The following is a 17,662-nucleotide window of genomic DNA, read 5'->3' on the forward strand; positions in this document are numbered from 1 at the left end:
TGATTTAATAGCGCCCCCAGTATTTGCGGAGGAACCATTCCAGACTAATGAGTATCAAAACTACAAAGAAGAGCTCCCATTTGGTCAATAATTCCCGCTTAATCTTGCGTTCATTCAATTGCTCAGGTGCATCCAATTGTGCTAAATCCGTCAACATTTGAGGCCAGTCTTTGAGCTCATAGGCCTTACCTCCACTTTGGCTGGCCATGGCATCCAGCATTTCTCTACGCGCTCGCAAATCTTGTTGTTCCAAAGAATTTTCCTGCACCCATATTCTACCTCGCTTTTCATAGCTTCGATCACCCAAGCGGGTACTGGCGGTGTAGCTGTAGAGTCCGGGATTTAGGCCATCTAATTTCAAGCGATAGAGATTCGACTCCCGACTAAATCGATAGTCATAGGTTTCGCCATAGGCACCACTCAACTTAAGGCTCAGATCAGGCTCATTTACCAAATTACCACCTGGATTATAAAGCTTGGCGATTACTCGCGATGGAGAGCGTTCATAAAGCTCCTTCTCAAATTCAATTTGCAGGGGCTCTTCCCTTTCCTGAGCCTGCAGATACTGCACCCAACGACGGAAAAACTGATCAAAAGCGCGACTCTGCTTTTCATTTTTCACATTGTACATACGCCAAGACCAAAAGCCACGGCCTGCCAGTAAACCCAGGCGTTGCCCTTCCCTGCTACCAGAAATAGCTAGAGCTTCATTGCTTTGCACATTGCCAATTTGCTTGTACAATACCACTTCGGCCCAAGCCGGTACTTCCAAATTGCCGTACAATCCTTCTATGGGTGGCCAGCTGGGGAATAATGCTTTCTGCTCGGCATCCAGAGCGAAAAGGCCTAAAGCACTGGCGGTTAAAGCGTATTGTTCTTCCGCATCCCGATTCAATCCCTTAGCCAGATCTAAGCTTTGCAAGGCTCTTAAATTGGATTGCGATCCAGCGATAAAAAGCGTAGGAATTTTCTGATCCCGAATTTCTTGTACCAGGCTTTCATCCCAGTCGAAGGCCAATAATACCCGCGCCTCTTTTAAATCCAATTCATTGCGATTGCGGCAATAATGAATCTCCCAATTCGCTTCGCTTTGTATGGCTCTGCGAATTGCGGCCACATCAGGATGACTTTGGGGGCTGTAAATCCAGATGGCATAGGCTTCCTTGCGCACCTCAAAAGCAATCTCCCTGCGGTCGTTGGATGGATTAGCATCTGCTGTAGCCTGGATGAGCGCCACATTATAGGACTGTAATCCTTCTTCATCAGCAGCCAATTCTACAATCAGGCTTTCTAACCATTCTTCGCGATTAACGGTAAAATTGGCCTGATGCACTAATTGCTTCTGCTCATTTCGAATTTCCAGCTTAAAGCTTGATCCTGCCGCATTGCGAGCAGCTAAATCAATTTCCAAACTCAGCTTTCGGCCTAAGCTTAAACTTTTATTGTAGCGCAGGTCTTCGATCCCTATATCGCGGGCCTGCTCTTGGTTTCCATATTTAAGAATGTACAGAGGGACATTCGACTGAGCAGCAAATTGCAAAGGATTACGACCCTGATTGTAAACACCATCTGTAAGTAAAACGGCTGCCGCCAGGGGTTCGCCATAAAAGCGATCCTGCACCTCATTTAAGGCTTGATATATATTGGTGAACTCCGCTTCTTTTACCGAGTCAGCGTCTAAGGTATTCGCAAATACATAAGAGAAAAGCTGATACTTATTAAGCTGTGTTTCCGCTTGCGCTGGCCAGGCCCCTAACATAGAATCTAGAGCTAGGCTATCCTGATGATAGCGCATAGATCGAGAAAGATCTTCCAGAAAAACCAAGCGCGGTTTTAAAGCTTGTATCTCCCGCTCAACAATTTGAGGCTTGAGTAAAAAGAAGCAAAGCAAAAGGAGTCCCAAAAACCGCAGCGCGGCTAGGGTCCAGATTTGGGTTTTAGTGTATTCCGGTTTACGGAAATAATAAAAAAAGAGTCCCAGGCCGATCAAAAGAGCAGCCGGGACTAAATACCAGGGTGAATAGCTAAATGTAATTTCCATTTGCAGATGCGGACCTTAGGTCAACATCCCACCGTCTACCTGCAAGGTCTGACCGGTTACATAAGCCGATAAGTTTGAGGCCAGGAATAAGCAAGCATTGGCTACATCTTCTGGACTACCACCGCGCTTCAGTGGAATGGCATCGCGCCAGCCTTGAACGGTTTTCTCATCCAATTTATCGGTCATTTCGGTTTCGATAAAACCGGGAGCAATGGCATTACAACGGATATTACGAGAGCCTAATTCGAGGGCCACAGATTTGGTAAAACCAATGATTCCCGCCTTAGAAGCGGCATAGTTGGCCTGACCAGCATTTCCTTTTACTCCTACTACTGAGCTCATGTTAATGATAGATCCGGAGCGGGCTTTCAGCATGGTACGCTGCACGGCCTTGGTAAGGTTAAAGATGGACTTCAAGTTGATTTGAATCACCTTGTCGAAATCCTCTTCCGTCATGCGCATTAATAGGGTATCCTTGGTAATACCGGCATTATTTACCAGTACATCGATGGTTTCGAAATCCTTTAAAACATCATCTACCAATTGTTGGGCAGCTTCAAAATCAGAAGCATCAGAGCGATAGCCTTTGGCTTTAATACCGTAGGCACTTAATTCTTTTTCAACCTCTTCGGCCTGAGCCACAGAAGAAAGGTAAGTAAAGGCCACCTGGCATCCTTGTTGGGCAAAAACCTCGGCAATTCCTTTACCGATACCTTTGGATGCTCCGGTAATCAGAGCCACTTTTCCTTCGAGTAATTTCATATACTGCTATTTATTTGTCAATCGGAAGCCACGTAAAATCCTCGTGGCGTGGTAAGTTACTAAGCTTATCAATAAAATCTTGCGGTGGCAAGGTGAGTTTTCGCAATTTAAGATCAATAAAGGCTCCGAAAACCTCTACTGTAGCGCATAAAGTTTCGCCCCGCCAAATCTCATGAACAAAGGCAAAACGGCCATAATCTTCGCGTAATAGTTTTAGGGAGCCCGACATTATCAGATCATCTCCAAAATGCAGCTCGCGCCTGAAATTAGCCTTTTCCTCAAATAATACCGGCCCAAAGCCAGCCTTAGCCATATCCTCTACCCTTATACCGCGAGCTATAAATAGTTCGGTACGCAATTGGGCGGCAAAATCATAATAAACGGAATGGCGTACATGACCATTAGGATCGAGATCGCTCCAACGAATGTGGAGTTTCTGCTCAAAACGACTACTGTTTTCTGTCATAGGGAGGCAAAGCTACAATGCTTCTTCAAATTGCAGCGGCTCTAAAAGCGATAAGTGAAACCGAATAAGGCATTGATGCCTTGAGCCCGATAACCGAGGTACATATCGTAATGGCTGTTTAGCAAATTGCTCAAGTTAATAAAGGCTCCAATGCGAGAATTGTAGTAATAATCGATCTTTAAACCTAAATCAACATAGGGCTTTAACATGGCCTCCAAATTAGGATTGGCTTCTTGCACAAAGGCATGACGTGCACCAACATAATTCAACATCAGGCCCAAGCCTACTTTTTCGCGATAAGTATAACTTCCTTCCACCTGCGCTTCGAAATAAGGACGGTACAAGGCCAATTGATTATCAGCCAAGCTGAAATCACGAGCGGTGGCCGATGCCGTTAAAAGGAATTTCTCCTCCCAATTAAAGTTAATGCTACCAGAGGCGTAGAATTCGCCCAAATCCTGATACAGAACATTGATACCATCACTCACAGAATCCAAATAGAAATTAGGATCGCGATATAAGAAGGCATCCGAACGCAAATTGGCATAACCTCCTTCAACACGGAAAGAAGTAGAACTACTCAACAAACCTTCCGCCGCTACAAAAGCCTTAATGGTTCTGCTGGGTACTGATGTTTGCCCCGTAGTAATAAAAGGACTCATCCCATTAATATCGCGGTAGGTATTGCGTTCCAATAAACCAGTAATCCCGCCTACTACGCTCAGAACATCAGGAACCGCACGATAACGTACGATTAACTCGGGGAAGAAATAAGCACCGCCATTAGTCTCCACCGGACGGCTATCGTTATTACCTAAGAAGTATAAATTCAAACCAAAGTCGAGGGCATATTCGCCTTTATCTACGCGGATATAGGGTTTCATTTGCACTTGCATATAGCTCTGATCAAATAATCGAGAGCTATCGGAAGGACTATATAAACTGTCGTATTTGGTATTGAAATAGGCTACATTCAACTCCAAGAATAATTTCTGCTCACCAGCAGGTAAATTCCAATCTGAATGCACCTGAAAATCATTCTCCTGTGCCTTGTAATTATCCCCAAAATAGCGGTAACGCAAATCGATCTGCTTTAACCAGCCCATCTCCTTTTCACGGGATTCGCGCAAGGAAGTCTGTACGCCAAAACTGCGGTACCAGTTATATGGAGCTTCTCCTAAACCCAGAGTATCATCTCCAGGCAAGAAACTGAGCATAGGACGACCGTAATAATGGTATTTATTTAAGTCGACATCTGCCGCAACATGCCAGGTATATTTAGAATAGAAACGATCGAAATAGCCCCCGATATGATTACGCGAAAAGGCATTATCCTCGTAAAGGATATCCGACACACCGGTTTTGGTGGACAAATGCTGGGCATCAAAGCCATAGCTGTATTTAGAACTGCGTTTACTATTGTAATAAACCTCCGCCAGGCCGGTATTATACGCACCATAACCACCACGTATAAAGGCTCGGTACAATTCGGGCACTTCAACTACACGAATGCGAGCCGGACTCAAGGGTTCCGGATTCATGCGTACATCCAGCGGTAAGCTGTTAATACTGTATTGAACTTCTATTTTTTGACTGATGCTATCAGCATACTGAGGTTGCTCCAAAATCTTCTGAGCATCCTTAACCTGTGCCTTATAGCGATCGGTAACCTTTAATTCTAAAGATCCCAAATTATCTGGCTGAGCAAAGGCGGAAAAACCACCTAAAAGCAATAAGCTTAATCCGATCTTTCGCATATTATTTCTCAATTATTTCAGGTTCCTCCATAGGAATATCTTCTCCGGGACTATCTAATAACTGCAGGTCGCCTTCGGCATCCAACAAAATGGGTGACTCTTGCTTGCGTAAAAGAGCTTCTTTTTCAGCAATGGCGCGAGCTTCGGCATCCTGAATTTCTGTTTTCAAAGCTTTGGCCTGATCCACCAATTCGACATTATCCTCACTGCTAATAATAAAGTCGAGAATATAGTTGGCCTGGAAAATATCATCCAATTTCCAGAAGTTGCGGGCCATCAATAAAAGGGCCTTCATCTTCCATTCACGGTAGGATGGTAAAGCCTCAATCATTTTATTAATCAATGCATTACTGCTATCGTATTTTTCCTGTTTTTGGCGAATTAAAGCCATGAGGTAATAAGCCTCCGCTTTGGTCGCTCCGGCCGTAGCCTTCTGAACCTGACTAAAAATCTGGAAGCTCTGATCATAATTCTCACGACGGAAGTAAACCATAGCCTGATAACGCTTGGCTTCATTGCGAAGATTATCGCTTACCTGATCCATGTTCAACACGGCGCTGCTTTGTTCTAAAAGCGCATCATCATCGCCCAAACGATCTGCACAGCGCATTAAGCCCGTACGAGCCCGAAGCAATTGTTCCTTGCTTTCCGCTAAGCGAGCAAAGCGATCGTAACGTTCGCGGGCCAGGGCATAATTGCTATCTGCAAAATCTTGAGCGGCCAAGAAAGGTAAACCTGCCAATTTATATTCGCGATTATTACTGTGTTCCAAAGCAGCGTATAAAGTGTAGGCCTCCGCTTTTTTCTCGGTCCTTAAAGCGGCATCAGCAGCCAGGAATTGCGCCTCTTGCATGAACACGCCATTGGGGAAACGACTTAAATAATTATCCAATGATTGATAGGCCGCCTCATAATTGCCTTCGGCATAAATATCAAAAGCGGCGCTGTAAGCAGTAGAATCGAGGGCAGATTCTTTAATGTCCATGAATTCGATGGTGGCCACCCAATCCAAATAGGCAGTGATATTGCGCTCGCGTTTGTAAACGATCTCCGCTAAACGAATCGCTTCATAGGCTTCTTGAGTGCCCGGATACTTATCTACGATCTCTTTATAAACCGTGATGGCCATTTCATTTTGATCGCGGTTACTGTAGATTAAACCTTGCTTAAGTTGTACTTCCAATAAGCGATCACTATTAGGATATTCATTTTCGAACTCTTTGAAAACCTGTAAGCTATTGGCATAGTCATCCATATGCAGATAGGTTAAACCCAATTCGAATTTGGCTTTCTCCGCATAAACAGAGCGCGAGTATTTACCCAATAAGGTTTTCAGTTCCAGAACCTTCTCATTCTGTTTTTCATCTAAGCCCAGGCAAACTGCTCTTTGGTAATGCGCATAATCCGATTCCACGCTATTAGCCTGAATTGCTTTCTGATAAAAATCGGAAGCCAGCAAATAACCACCGGTTAAGAGATAGGCATCACCCAAGCGTAAATAGGCATCGGCCTTGCGGGGATCTTGCGTTTTAGCATCACGAGCAAAGATTCGGAAATCATCTGCCGCAGCCTTAAAATCAAAAATCTTGTAGGCACAATAGGCACTGTGGTAATAAGATCGCGCATAAACGGCTTGCGCCGCAGCTCCTTTACCGGCACGGAAATTTTGGAAAGACTTTCGGGAGCTTTCGTAATCGCGTAAACGGTACTGACATTCGCCAATCCAATAAAGGGCCAGATTGGCCAGATCTTTATCTTCCGGGTATGCACGAGATTCTTCGTACTTCTTTAAGGCTCCAGCAAATTTGAGAGAGTTGAATAATTCAGTAGCGCGGTAAAAGGCGATTTTTTGGTAAATCCCACGCATTTCAGGGCTGTTAATACCACTTACCTTAATGGCTTCCATGGCCCGATCGTAATCCTTGGTGGTGATGTAGATATTGGCCAGATAACCATTGATCTCCTTCTTATGCTTCGAATTCGGATAGCGGCGGAGGAAGTCCTGCAATACTTCAATCGCATCCTTAAAAGGGCTGGCCAGTTCATAACTCAGCTTTACATAATTGAAAGAAGCATCTTCAGTAATTTCAGGCGAATGGTTTAGATCCGCTGCCGCTTTAAAAGCCACCATGGATTGATTCTTCTCACCCACTTTTAGATAGGCATCCCCTAAATGGTAATAGGCATTCTGGCGGAGTTCTTCGGGACCAGCCGTAATCTTATTAAAAGAGCGAATCGCTTCGGCATACAGATCTTCACGGTAGTAGGAATAACCGGCCTGATAATGATCCTTCAGACTCATGCGTCCGCCTTTCTCCTGATAAATATTGAGGTATTTAAGGGTATTGGCGAAATCTTTCCGGCTGTAAAATGCATCGGCTAAAAGCTTGGCAATTTCCGGAGCACGACTTTCACTGGCATTGGCGATAAGCTCCTCACCTACTTCTACCAATTTATTATAGTCTTCCAGGGCATAATAGATATGGGCCAAATAATAAGGCACCATGGGTCCGAAATTGGGATCCTCTTGTAAGGGCAAGAAATTATTCAGGGCCTCAGCATAGCTGCTATCTGCATAGAGCAAGTGTGCATAGTAATAGCGCGCCGAGTTGGCATAGGCGCTGTTCCCATCCTTCAACTTTAAGAAGAGCTCCTGAGCGGGAGAAGATTGCTCATCCTGCAAAAGCGCATAGGCCCATTTAAATTGAAACTCAGCTTTTTGCTCGGCGTTTAAAGCATAGGGATCAACCTTTTCGTAATAGGGAATAGATTGGCGATAACGCTTTAAGCTGAAGAGGTTATTCGCATAACGCAGCCACAAGCGGTTTTGCAAAGGACTAGTTTCATGCATTTGGGCAAATTCCTCTACCCTTTCTTCAATATCACCATGGTAGAGCTCAATCGCACAGTAGGCCGCGAAATAGCGGGCATTCATGCGTTTTTCGTCGCCATAAGAGGGATTATCCGCAATGCGATCGAAAATCAGTTGAGCATTACCGTATTGCTGCTTTTCTAAAAGTTCCAGAGCCGCCTCATAATCTTCTTCATTGCCTTGGAGGTGTTGATTTACCTGTGCCGACAAGGAAGGGGATATTAAGATGAGTACCGCCAATGAGCGTTTTAAAGCCTTGAAAATGCGCATATTAGCTTTAATTAATCTGTCGTTCTAAAGTAGGGGTATTTCAGGGGCAGCATTTTTAAGACGGCAATAAGTTTTAAACGCGCTCTGTTAATTATTATTGAGGTTCGGAGCTACTGCTTCTGATGCTTGTAGTATTTTTGAATTCGACCTATGAAAGGAGATCCAATACTCAGACTCACACAGGCCCGCATCAATCAGGGCAAAACTGTAATCCTTAGCGATGTTGACCTACATATCAGTCAGGGCGACTTCCAATACCTCATTGGCTCTACCGGCAGCGGTAAGTCCAGTTTATTGAAAACCCTTTACGGGGATTTGCCTTTAAAAGAGGGCAGCGGCGAGGTTTGCGGCATTAAACTCAATAATCTTAAGGAGAAAGAGATTCCGGGCTTACGCCGACGCATCGGAATTGTTTTTCAAGATTTTCAATTGCTAACTGATCGTTCGGTACATGATAATCTCAAATTCGTGTTACAGGCAACCGGTTGGACTTCCAAAAAGGAAATCAATAAAAAGATCCAAGAAGTTTTAGGCAAGGTGGGCATGGATCAAAAAGAAAGCAAAATGCCGCATCAACTCTCTGGAGGTGAACAACAAAGGGTAGCTATTGCCCGGGCTTTACTGAACGATCCACAACTGATTTTAGCGGATGAGCCCACGGGAAACCTGGACCCTTCAACCTCAGAGGAAATAATGATTCTTTTGGAACAAATTTCCAATAGTGGTCGCGCCATTTTGATGGCCACCCACGATTACTCCTTGATTCTGAAATTCCCTCATGAAACCTTAAAATGCGAAAACGGAACCGTTTTTAATACGGTTCAGAACAGCTTATAGTGGAGCTGAGCATCGCCATATTGGTCTATTGCTTCTCCCCTTTAAAATTGGTGGAAGAGCTTTTAAAGCAAGCCCGCAATCTTGGGGTCAATTTCGAAATTCTGGTTTATGATGATGGTTCCGGTCCAATATGGCAGGAGCAATTAAGTACCGAGCTGGAGCCTCTTCCGGAAGTGTTTCTGCATAAAGGCAGTCAAAACCAAGGTCGGGCAGCAGGCCGCAATATCCTAGCTTCCAAAGCTTCAGGTAAGTATATCTTAATGATCGATGGGGATAATCGCATTGACTCGCCTCATTTTTTAAGCGATTATTTCAATGTTCGGAAGCCCAAAACAGTGATAGTGGGTGGCCGGTACACCGATGATAAAGCCTTGCCTGGCACTGAATTACGTTGGCTTTTCGCGCAAAAGCGAGAAGTACAGGACTTAGCCGAAAGAAAGGCCCATCCCTACGAGAATTTTCAAACCAATTGCTTTTTAGCGGATGCTGAAATTTTCCGAAAACTGAAGTTTGAAGAAAACCTAAAAACCTATGGCTACGAAGACAGCCTTTTTGGTTTTGCCTTGGAGGCGGAAGGAATTCCTATACTGCACATCCAGAATCCACAATATCACGCCGCTGACGATCGCAATTTGGCCTTTTTAGCAAAAAGCGAAGAAGCCATGGAATCCTTAATCTGGATTCAGCAAAATCATCCACAATGGGCCCATCGTTTTAAACTGCTACGGATCCTCAATACTTTGAAGAAGTGGAAATTAGAAAGGATCAGCTATTCGCTGTTGAATGCCTGGGAAAAATCCTTGCGCTCCAGCCTAGACTCCCCTGGTCCCAGCTTATGGCGTTTTGATCTATTTCGCTTGCACCGTTTGATTCAGGCCGATCTCCATCAATAAATTGCGGATCACCAGCTGTTCTTTTTCCCAGCTATGTTTTTGGGCTGCATCGGCCAAAGCCTCTTTAAAATGAGCCTTGCCTAAGGCTTGAATTTCTTTGATCTTTTCCCCTAAAGCTTTGGGCTCCACCTCCGAGCACAGGCCTAGGCCCTCACCTTCCACCAAATTGCGCACTTCCACCACCTTACTGGCTAAAATCGGAATACCACATTTGATATAGTCGAATACCTTATTGGGTAAGCTAAAGCGGTAATTGATATTAGTATCCTTATCCAGCGAAAGCCCTAAATCGGCCACCGCCGTATAGCGAAGCATATCTACATAAGGCATGGGATCAATAAAATGCACTCTTCCATTTAAATCCGCCTTTTGAGCGCGCTCTTTCAAATAAGGAAGCACATCTCCCTTGCCAATAATCATTAAATGGATATCGGATTCCAAACCCACCAAAGCTTCCAAAACCTCTTCCATTCCGCGGTCTACATTGATCCCCGCTCCTTGATTCACCAATAAAAAAGCATTTTCAGGTAGGCCTAATTCACGGCGACTTTTCCAATTATCAGGAAGGATACTATTGCCAACATTACGCAGAACTCGCGGACGAATACCATAGTCCTTTTCATAAAGATCAGCAATGCTATTATTTACGGTTAAAACCCACTTTAATTTGGGGAAAATCCGCTTTTCTAGGCCTTGCCAAACGGCTTTAACTAAGGGTCGCCCTTGAATTTCTGGAACTCCACAGAAATACTCATGACTGTCGTAAATCAAAGGCTTGCGCCGAAGACGTGCGACCAGGTAATTCGGGAGTAGCGTATCGAGGTCATTAGCCCAGTATAAATCATAGGGCTTACGGAAGAGCAAATAGAAAAATAGCCAGAGGTTTAATTGAGCATAAAAGAGGAAACCCTTGTGAAACCAAAGCTTAAAGCGATGGTAATCGTACTTAGGGTCAAAATCTTGACTAGCAGGTAGTTTACGACCTACAAAGTTTACCTGAAAACCTTCATCTTGTAAAACGCTAATGCTACGTTGTACCCTTTGATCGGTAACCAGGTCATTGCTCACTGTAATGACCACACTTTTCACCCCGCAATATTAGAAATATAAAATGGCTTTACTTTTGCCGAAAATCAGTTGTGGAGCATCGTCAAATCGACATCGAAACCTATAATTATCCTCTGCCCGAAGATCGCATTGCGGAATACCCTTTGGCCCGTGGTGAGTCTAAATTGTTGATTTTTAAAGATCAGGAAATAAGGGAGAGTCAATATAAGAGCATAGACCAGTATTTACCTGAAAATGCCTGGATGGTTTTTAACGAAACCCGGGTGGTGCAAGCGCGATTGCTTTTTCCTAAGAATGAGCAAAGTATCATCGAGATCTTTTGCCTGGAACCACTTGAGCATAAAAGCATTGAGCAAGCCATGCAAGCCAAAGGCAGCATACGCTATAGCTGTTTGGTAGGTGGCGCGCGTAAATGGAAGAACCATGACTTAGAAATGGATCTGGGCGCTTTAAAACTCAAGGCTCGTAAAATGGGCCGCGAGGAGGCCCAATTCGATATTGAGCTTAGTTGGGATCAAGATTTGAGCTTTAGTGAGGTATTGGAACTCGCGGGTAAAACGCCACTCCCGCCCTATATCAAGCGCAAGGCCGAAGCTCAAGACAAGGTTACCTATCAAACCACCTACGCCCGCAGATCCGGCTCCGTAGCCGCCCCTACTGCAGGCTTGCATTTTAATGAAGCTATATTCCAAAAGCTACAAGACAAAGGCATTGAACTTAATTACCTTACTCTGCATGTAGGGGCCGGAACCTTTAAACCGGTAAGCACTTCGGTAGCGGAACACGAAATGCATGCGGAAGAATCCTTTCTGGATCGAAGCTTTATTCAAAAATTAAAGAGGGCACTAGCAGCAGGAAAAGCCATTATACCGGTAGGAACTACTTCCCTACGCGCTCTGGAAAGCTTGTATTGGCTGGGCTGCCTGCATTATCATAAGCAATTGAATGATGGGGAATTAATCGTTCCTCAGTGGTTGGGATTCGAAAATCCGGAATGGGCTCTGGAGCCATTACAAGCCTTGGAAAGCCTAGAAGCCTTATTAGATGAAAATAGTACGGATTGGCTTCCTTTCAAAACCCAAATTATTATTGCCCCTGGCTACCAGCATCGATTAATCACGGCTTTGGTGACCAATTTCCATCAACCGAAAAGCACCCTCATGCTCTTGGTTTCTTCGCTTATTGAGGAGCACTGGCTAGAGGTTTATCAATATGCTTTGGATCATGAATTCCGTTTCCTGAGTTATGGCGACGGTTGTTTACTCTATCGCTCATGAACATGCTCCGCAATATCATCATCCAGCTCTATCTCTTTCTGCAACCGGGTTTAGGTATGAGTCAAAGCCTTTCGGCGGATAGCGTAGCCATTTTGCATCCCGACCTTAAAGAATGCAGTGGCATGGCTTTTATTGCACCAAATGCCATTGCGATGATTAATGACAGTGGTAATGATGCGGAGCTCTTTATTTGCGATACCCTGGGAAATCTTTTGATGCGACCATCTTTGGAATCCCTGAAAAATCACGATTGGGAATCCCTGGCTTATGCCGATGGCAAGCTATATATCGGCGATTTCGGAAATAATGATAATAAGCGAAATGATTTAGAAATTCTGGTTTTGGATGTTTCGAGGCTCTTAACCAAGGGGGACTGGACTTTAATTGGAAAAATCCCATTCAGCTATCCGGAGCAAAGCGCCTTCCCCCCCGATGAAAAGGATCGCTATTACGATTTGGAAGCCATGGTGGTTTATAAGGATTCATTATTTCTCTTCACGAAGAACCGCACCAAGCCTTTCGATGGAAAAGTGAAAGTATATGGCTTGAGTTGCCATCCCGCTCCCCAAAAGGCCAAATTGATTAAAGAATTTAAAACCGCCAGTGGTATCCAGCATTTTAACTGGGTAAGCGGCGCTTGTTTGAGTCCCAATGGCGAGGATCTCTTTTTATTAGGCTACAGTAAAATCTGGTATATAGAATCTTGGCGAAAAACTGAGCGAATTAAGGCCTACCCTTATAGTTTGGGGAATTTCTCTCAAAAGGAAGCTATAGCCCTGCAGGGTAACAGCTTGTATTTTGCGGAAGAAGAATTGGCCAATCGAAAACCCTATTTGTATAAGATTGCGATACCGGTCTTTAGCACGGAAAGTGAAAATGAAGGGGATTCCATCATTCAAATTCAGGATACTTACAAATTGGGGCAAGACAGTCTGGAATTGCAATTTCCCCAGCCTCAATACTATATAGGCGTGGAATATGGATTGTATGATCAAAGTGGTGCCTTAAGGTTATCCGGCCATTTTAAGGCGGAAGAATTAAGACGGGGTACTGTGAAAATCCCTTTGGAAGGATTAGGACCTGGCAGCTATATATTCAGTATTCAAGGAGAAATTAAAAAGGCTTTTCGCTTCGAACTGAGATAGGGTCGAGTTGCCATTTCAGCGACATTCCACTATAAGTTCCAAAGAGAATACTAGGTTCTAAACTGAGCTTGGAACTGCGCACCCTTTGCCATTTCCCAATCTTTCTTCCGATAAAAGTACCTATTAAAGCACCTGCCACTACATCTGAGGGCCAATGCTTTTGCGCAAAAACCCGCTGCCAGGCAGTTAATCCAGCAATGGAATACAAGGGAATTGCGAGATACAAAGGATCATTATAAAAGACGGAAATAGAGGAAGCCAAGGCAAAAGCCGTAGCGCTATGCCCGGAGGGAAAAGAAAGGTGATTGCGAGCCAAGGAAGGTCCATGAAAAACATAGGGATCATTAATCCACTGCTCTTCAGGGCGTTCGCGATGAAAAGTGATTTTCAAAGCCATAGCAACAATACCAGCACTCAACATACTTTGCAGGGCAACTGAACTTAAATCTTGAATTTCAGGATTTTTAAAGGCCCAAGCTCCCAGGTAGCCCAAGGCACTTATACTACCCATAACCATAGGATTTCCAAAAGGCTCCATAAAAGGGTTTAAAACATCGGCGGTTTCTGGATCCGACCATTGGAGGGCATTTTGAATGGGTTCGTCTGCCAGCATTACAGCTCCGATAGCAATTCCTCCAGCGGCCCAATACCAAGCGTCAGCGGATGAATAAGACTCGGCCTGCCCCCATTGCTTTGCATTTTGCCAGCTATCCTGCACTATCGAAAATTGTGCATGCATAGTAACAATCGGGCTGAACACCAATAAAATAAACACTTTTAAAACGTTTCCTTTCAAAATGCCGTCGGGAATGAATTACCTTCGCAAGGTATGCAGCAGAGCCTAATATCACAGCTTGAAATCCCGGAAAAAAGCTATCAGGATTTCCTCGAATTTGTGGAAGATCGCTATGGTCTTAAACTGGAGTGGTATAATAAATCCTCCGTTATGCGCCGCCTACTCAAGGTTATGAACCAAATGCAGGTGAATGATCTGTATACCTTGAAGCTGCTCATCAGCGAAAGCTCCCACTTCCAAAAGTTTTTAGATCGTTTTACCGTCCAGGTTACGGAGCTCTTCCGGGAACCCAATACCTGGTTAGAGATGCGTAAAAGCGTATTACCGGTCCTTAGTCAGAGAGATAAGATCGACATTCTTTTAGTAGGCAGCAGCACCGGTGAAGAACTCAGCAGTTTGGCCATTATTCTGGATGAAATGGGGCTGATGGATAAATGCCAAATCCTGGCCACCGATTTATCTGCCGCAGCCCTGCAAAAAGCGCATCGACCTTCTATATCTAAAGCGAGACTTCACGAAGCCGACATGAACTATCGTAAAGCAGGTGGAATGTCCTTATTGGAGGATTATTATCAAACTACCTCTTCGCTTTGCCACTTTCATGAACAGCTGTTTCGGAAGGTAAAATTTGAACAATTTGATATATCCTCCGGAGAATTAAATCAGAAGTTCGACCTTATTCTATGTCGCAACTTGCTTATTTATTTCCAAACTGAGTTTCAGGAGCATCCCCTCTCCCGATTGGTTCATCATTTAAAGCCCGGTGGTTTTCTATCCTTGGGCGAACAAGAAACCATGGCTTTCTACCCCAATCATGAGAATCTGCAAATCGTTTCCTCATCGCAAAAAATCTACCGCCAAAACTTTGTAGAGCAGGTTTAAGCCTGGTATTCTGCCTCTTTCTCAGCTATAGCTCAACCGGGCAACGCAGTGTATTCTACAATGTAGAAAACCTCTTTTATCCGGAATGGGATAGTATAAATCCTGATCGGGAATTTATGCCTGAAGGCTCTAAAGACTGGACCTTCCCGAAATATTACAGTCGATTACAACGATTATCCAAAGTAATTCTCAGTCTTAGCGATAGCAATTATCAGGCTCCAGCCATTATTGGATTCGCAGAAATAGAAGAAGCCCGAGTATTGGATGATTTAATTCATCGCACGGCTCTGACTAAAATCCCCTATCAATACATTCACTACGAATCACCCGACCGCAGGGGCATAGATGTGGCCTTAATCTACCGAAAGGATGTCTTTCGCCTTATTGACTCCAAAACCCTTCGCTTTCATTGGCCGGAGCAGCCGGACTATCGCAGCAGGGACATGTTATACGCTCAATTCGAAGATAGCCTGCATCGATCCTGGCATTTTGTGTTCTGCCATTGGCCCAGTCGCTATGGCGGACAACAAAGCTCAGAACCCAAAAGAATGGCAGCAGCAAAGATTCTATCCGGGTTTCTGGATAGTTTAGAACTAGAAGCCGACGAACTTTTACTGATTATGGGCGATTTTAATGATGAGGCCCACAATCGCAGTCTGCAATACCTAAGTTGTGATAGTTGCCAAACCCCTTTGCTTAATTTAATGGAAGGTCGAACAGTTAGCAAAGGCAGTCATCGTTATAAAGGAGAATGGGCCTATTTGGATCAGATCCTAATTCGACCAGAAATGCAAAAATGGACTATTGCCTGTGAGGCCTTTGCGCCTTCCTTTTTATTGGAGGATGAAAGCAAATTACCGGGTAAAAAACCGCGAAGGGCTTTTAAGGGGCCATTTTTTGGTTCTGGTTACAGCGATCATCTTCCGGTATATATCGATCTCATTATCAAGACCCAACCTTTATTGGATTAGAATCGACTTAGTAATAGAGGGCATATTTATAAGCTGAGAATGAATACTCTTGCAAATTGCTCGTTAGAAAAATTAAATTTGTCCTGAAATTGTAGATTATGAAACGAATTGCGCTCCTTGGACTCGCTCTGTTAACGCTTGCGTCATGTGAGGATGATCCGGTGGTAAACACCAATACTTACCCCACAGACAATCTGGCCTTACCACAAGTCCGTAGCTCCCTGATTTTATCATCCTATAATCCCAGCTTTGGATATATAGCCGAAATTCCTCGCTTGTTATTGAGCGATCAATACGGCAGTGAATTGACTTTTATGAATGTGGTGACTGATGCGAATAATGAATTTTATTCTGCCATTGCGGATAGCATTACCTTTAATCAGCCTTTAGAAGCAGCCCCTTCATTCTACTTAAATGATGAGACTGTTGATATGGCCAGCTTGTTAACCGATATCGAACCTGCCTTAGCGAAAAAGCCTATTGCTACCGTAAACCACAAGGTTACAGTAACCGATACCGCTTGGCTAGTAGATTCTAAGGTTCGTTTTTGGGTAGACACTATGAATCGTGGATTCCGCATTGCAACTTATATGACGGTTAGTGCTAAGGCTGCGAATTATCCTACTGCAGGTTTGGACTTAAGAGTAAATGCTGCTCCTGGAACCGTAATTAGCAATGGAGACCTTTCCGTTTGGGATCAAGAAATACAAAGCTTAGATTCATCTGGAACCGTAACTACCAAAGGCGCTCCTTTCTATCACAGCAATGTTTTGGTACGCAACTTTAACCCCGAGTCTGCATGGGGCTTTAGCTTCGAAGAATACTCTCCTTTTGGACAAAGCTTTAGTAAAGGGGATATTATCGGTACTAAAACCACTCCTATTCGTCATTACTTCCCCACTCCTAATTCTGGATTGGATGGCGCAATTGATGTTGACTTTGAATTTACACCTGGATTCCTAACTGTAATTTGGTGTGAGAATTCAGAAACTGCCAAGTACGAATATGTGAATAGCGTATTTACGGCCTTGAAATAAATTCAGGCTCCGAAAATATAAAAAGCCGTCTTGTTAATCCGAGACGGCTTTTTTCGTGCTTATTATTTAGACGCGGTGATTTGCGGTGCGATGAGATCCAGAAAATAATCCGGGGCCATAAGCGGTTTTCGAGATTTAATATCCACAAAAACCAATTGCACTAATCCGATGGTTAACAATTTTCCCTCTTCATTGCGAATTTCATGATGAAAGGTGATTCGAGTATTGGGCATTTCACGAATTTCGGTGCGAATTTCAATCAAATCATCGTAAGTCGCGGGAGCTAAATACTTTACCTCTAATTTGAGAACCGGGAGCATAATTCCCCTATTTTCCATCTCTTTATAGGTAAGTCCCAGACTACGTAAGGCCTCCACTCTTCCTATCTCAAAATATTGTGGATAATTACCATAGTAAACAACCCCCATCTGATCGGTCTCGGCATATCGTACCCGAGTTGACATTGAGTTAACAAACATAATTTCTTAAGTACTGAGAATTAAGTGCATTGTACGGTAGAATGCGGGATACAGCGCGATTAACGCTCTGATAATCTCCGACAAAAAAAGCTATATATCAAGACTGATT

General features: G+C 44.0%; 15 protein-coding genes. 7 read left to right on the forward strand and 8 right to left on the reverse strand.

Features of this window, described 5'->3' with window-relative positions; genetic code table 11:
- Positions 1-4: 4 nt before the first annotated feature.
- From H4K34_RS18025 to H4K34_RS18045, 5 genes are read right to left on the reverse strand one after another with little or no spacing between them, the layout of a single operon-like run.
- Positions 5-2,041 carry a vWA domain-containing protein gene (locus H4K34_RS18025; protein ID WP_210758770.1) on the reverse strand — a complete coding sequence of 679 codons (2,037 nt, stop codon included), beginning with the start codon at positions 2,039-2,041 and terminating at the stop codon, positions 5-7.
- Between the two features lie 15 nt (positions 2,042-2,056).
- Positions 2,057-2,803, reverse strand: a complete 747-nt coding sequence (fabG, locus tag H4K34_RS18030; RefSeq protein ID WP_210758771.1) for a 3-oxoacyl-[acyl-carrier-protein] reductase — start codon at positions 2,801-2,803, stop codon at positions 2,057-2,059.
- A gap of 10 nt (positions 2,804-2,813) precedes the next feature.
- Positions 2,814-3,269 (reverse strand): acyl-CoA thioesterase, encoded by a 456-nt coding sequence (locus tag H4K34_RS18035; protein WP_210758772.1) that lies wholly within the window; start codon positions 3,267-3,269, stop codon positions 2,814-2,816.
- A 41-nt stretch (positions 3,270-3,310) separates the two neighbouring features.
- The gene (locus H4K34_RS18040) at positions 3,311-5,026 is read right to left on the reverse strand and encodes a TonB-dependent receptor (protein WP_210758773.1); all 1,716 of its coding nucleotides are present in this window, start codon (positions 5,024-5,026) and stop codon (positions 3,311-3,313) included.
- A gap of 1 nt (position 5,027) precedes the next feature.
- Positions 5,028-8,168, reverse strand: a complete 3,141-nt coding sequence (locus H4K34_RS18045; protein WP_210758774.1) for a tetratricopeptide repeat protein — start codon at positions 8,166-8,168, stop codon at positions 5,028-5,030.
- A 150-nt stretch (positions 8,169-8,318) separates the two neighbouring features.
- Here H4K34_RS18045 and H4K34_RS18050 point away from each other — a divergent pair, with 150 nt between their 5' ends.
- Both H4K34_RS18050 and H4K34_RS18055 read left to right on the forward strand, forming a co-directional pair.
- Positions 8,319-9,005, forward strand: coding sequence for a cell division ATP-binding protein FtsE (locus H4K34_RS18050; protein WP_210758775.1), 687 nt, complete (start codon positions 8,319-8,321; stop codon positions 9,003-9,005).
- Entirely contained in the window at positions 9,005-9,898 is an 894-nt protein-coding gene (locus H4K34_RS18055) for a glycosyltransferase family 2 protein (protein WP_210758776.1), read from the forward strand. The genes H4K34_RS18050 and H4K34_RS18055 overlap by 1 nt, the downstream gene beginning before the upstream one ends.
- Here the strand turns inward: H4K34_RS18055 and H4K34_RS18060 are convergent.
- Positions 9,854-10,987 carry a glycosyltransferase gene (locus tag H4K34_RS18060; protein ID WP_210758777.1) on the reverse strand — a complete coding sequence of 378 codons (1,134 nt, stop codon included), beginning with the start codon at positions 10,985-10,987 and terminating at the stop codon, positions 9,854-9,856. The two genes, H4K34_RS18055 and H4K34_RS18060, sit on opposite strands and share 45 nt — an antisense overlap.
- A 50-nt stretch (positions 10,988-11,037) precedes the next feature.
- Between H4K34_RS18060 and H4K34_RS18065 the strand changes: the two genes are divergently transcribed.
- Both H4K34_RS18065 and H4K34_RS18070 read left to right on the forward strand, forming a co-directional pair.
- Positions 11,038-12,243, forward strand: coding sequence for an S-adenosylmethionine:tRNA ribosyltransferase-isomerase (locus H4K34_RS18065; RefSeq protein ID WP_210758778.1), 1,206 nt, complete (start codon positions 11,038-11,040; stop codon positions 12,241-12,243).
- Entirely contained in the window at positions 12,240-13,388 is a 1,149-nt protein-coding gene (locus tag H4K34_RS18070) for a hypothetical protein (protein WP_210758779.1), read from the forward strand. Before H4K34_RS18065 ends, H4K34_RS18070 begins: the two co-directional genes overlap by 4 nt.
- Here H4K34_RS18070 and H4K34_RS18075 read toward each other — a convergent pair.
- The gene (locus H4K34_RS18075; RefSeq protein WP_210758780.1) at positions 13,357-14,127 is read right to left on the reverse strand and encodes a phosphatase PAP2 family protein; all 771 of its coding nucleotides are present in this window, start codon (positions 14,125-14,127) and stop codon (positions 13,357-13,359) included. The genes H4K34_RS18070 and H4K34_RS18075 overlap by 32 nt on opposite strands.
- Before the next feature lie 90 nt (positions 14,128-14,217).
- Between H4K34_RS18075 and H4K34_RS18080 the strand changes: the two genes are divergently transcribed.
- The 3 genes from H4K34_RS18080 (at position 14,218) to H4K34_RS18090 (ending at position 17,074) form a co-directional block, all read left to right on the forward strand.
- Entirely contained in the window at positions 14,218-15,066 is an 849-nt protein-coding gene (locus H4K34_RS18080) for a CheR family methyltransferase (protein ID WP_210758781.1), read from the forward strand.
- 2 nt (positions 15,067-15,068) lie between these two features.
- The gene (locus tag H4K34_RS18085) at positions 15,069-16,037 is read left to right on the forward strand and encodes an endonuclease/exonuclease/phosphatase family protein (protein WP_281384747.1); all 969 of its coding nucleotides are present in this window, start codon (positions 15,069-15,071) and stop codon (positions 16,035-16,037) included.
- A gap of 98 nt (positions 16,038-16,135) precedes the next feature.
- Complete coding sequence (locus H4K34_RS18090; protein WP_210758783.1) at positions 16,136-17,074, forward strand: hypothetical protein; 939 nt, start codon at positions 16,136-16,138, stop codon at positions 17,072-17,074.
- A gap of 62 nt (positions 17,075-17,136) precedes the next feature.
- Here H4K34_RS18090 and H4K34_RS18095 read toward each other — a convergent pair whose 3' ends face one another.
- Positions 17,137-17,553: an acyl-CoA thioesterase gene (locus H4K34_RS18095; RefSeq protein WP_210758784.1), complete on the reverse strand. Its 417-nt coding sequence runs from the start codon at positions 17,551-17,553 to the stop codon at positions 17,137-17,139.
- Positions 17,554-17,662 lie beyond the last annotated feature (109 nt).

This window comes from Croceimicrobium hydrocarbonivorans (assembly GCF_014524565.1).
Classification (GTDB): Bacteria; Bacteroidota; Bacteroidia; order Flavobacteriales; family Schleiferiaceae; genus Croceimicrobium; species Croceimicrobium hydrocarbonivorans.

Excerpts from the sequence above, each read along its gene's own strand:
- H4K34_RS18025 (WP_210758770.1), bottom strand. The coding sequence starts at position 2,041 with ATGGAAATTACATTTAGCTATTCACCCTGGTATTTAGTCCCGGCTGCT.
- fabG (WP_210758771.1), bottom strand. The coding sequence starts at position 2,803 with ATGAAATTACTCGAAGGAAAAGTGGCTCTGATTACCGGAGCATCCAAA.
- H4K34_RS18035 (WP_210758772.1), bottom strand. The coding sequence starts at position 3,269 with ATGACAGAAAACAGTAGTCGTTTTGAGCAGAAACTCCACATTCGTTGG.
- H4K34_RS18040 (WP_210758773.1), bottom strand. The coding sequence starts at position 5,026 with ATGCGAAAGATCGGATTAAGCTTATTGCTTTTAGGTGGTTTTTCCGCC.
- H4K34_RS18045 (WP_210758774.1), bottom strand. The coding sequence starts at position 8,168 with ATGCGCATTTTCAAGGCTTTAAAACGCTCATTGGCGGTACTCATCTTA.
- H4K34_RS18050 (WP_210758775.1), top strand. The coding sequence starts at position 8,319 with ATGAAAGGAGATCCAATACTCAGACTCACACAGGCCCGCATCAATCAG.
- H4K34_RS18070 (WP_210758779.1), top strand. The coding sequence starts at position 12,240 with ATGAACATGCTCCGCAATATCATCATCCAGCTCTATCTCTTTCTGCAA.
- H4K34_RS18075 (WP_210758780.1), bottom strand. The coding sequence starts at position 14,127 with ATGCATGCACAATTTTCGATAGTGCAGGATAGCTGGCAAAATGCAAAG.
- H4K34_RS18080 (WP_210758781.1), top strand. The coding sequence starts at position 14,218 with ATGCAGCAGAGCCTAATATCACAGCTTGAAATCCCGGAAAAAAGCTAT.
- H4K34_RS18090 (WP_210758783.1), top strand. The coding sequence starts at position 16,136 with ATGAAACGAATTGCGCTCCTTGGACTCGCTCTGTTAACGCTTGCGTCA.
- H4K34_RS18095 (WP_210758784.1), bottom strand. The coding sequence starts at position 17,553 with ATGTTTGTTAACTCAATGTCAACTCGGGTACGATATGCCGAGACCGAT.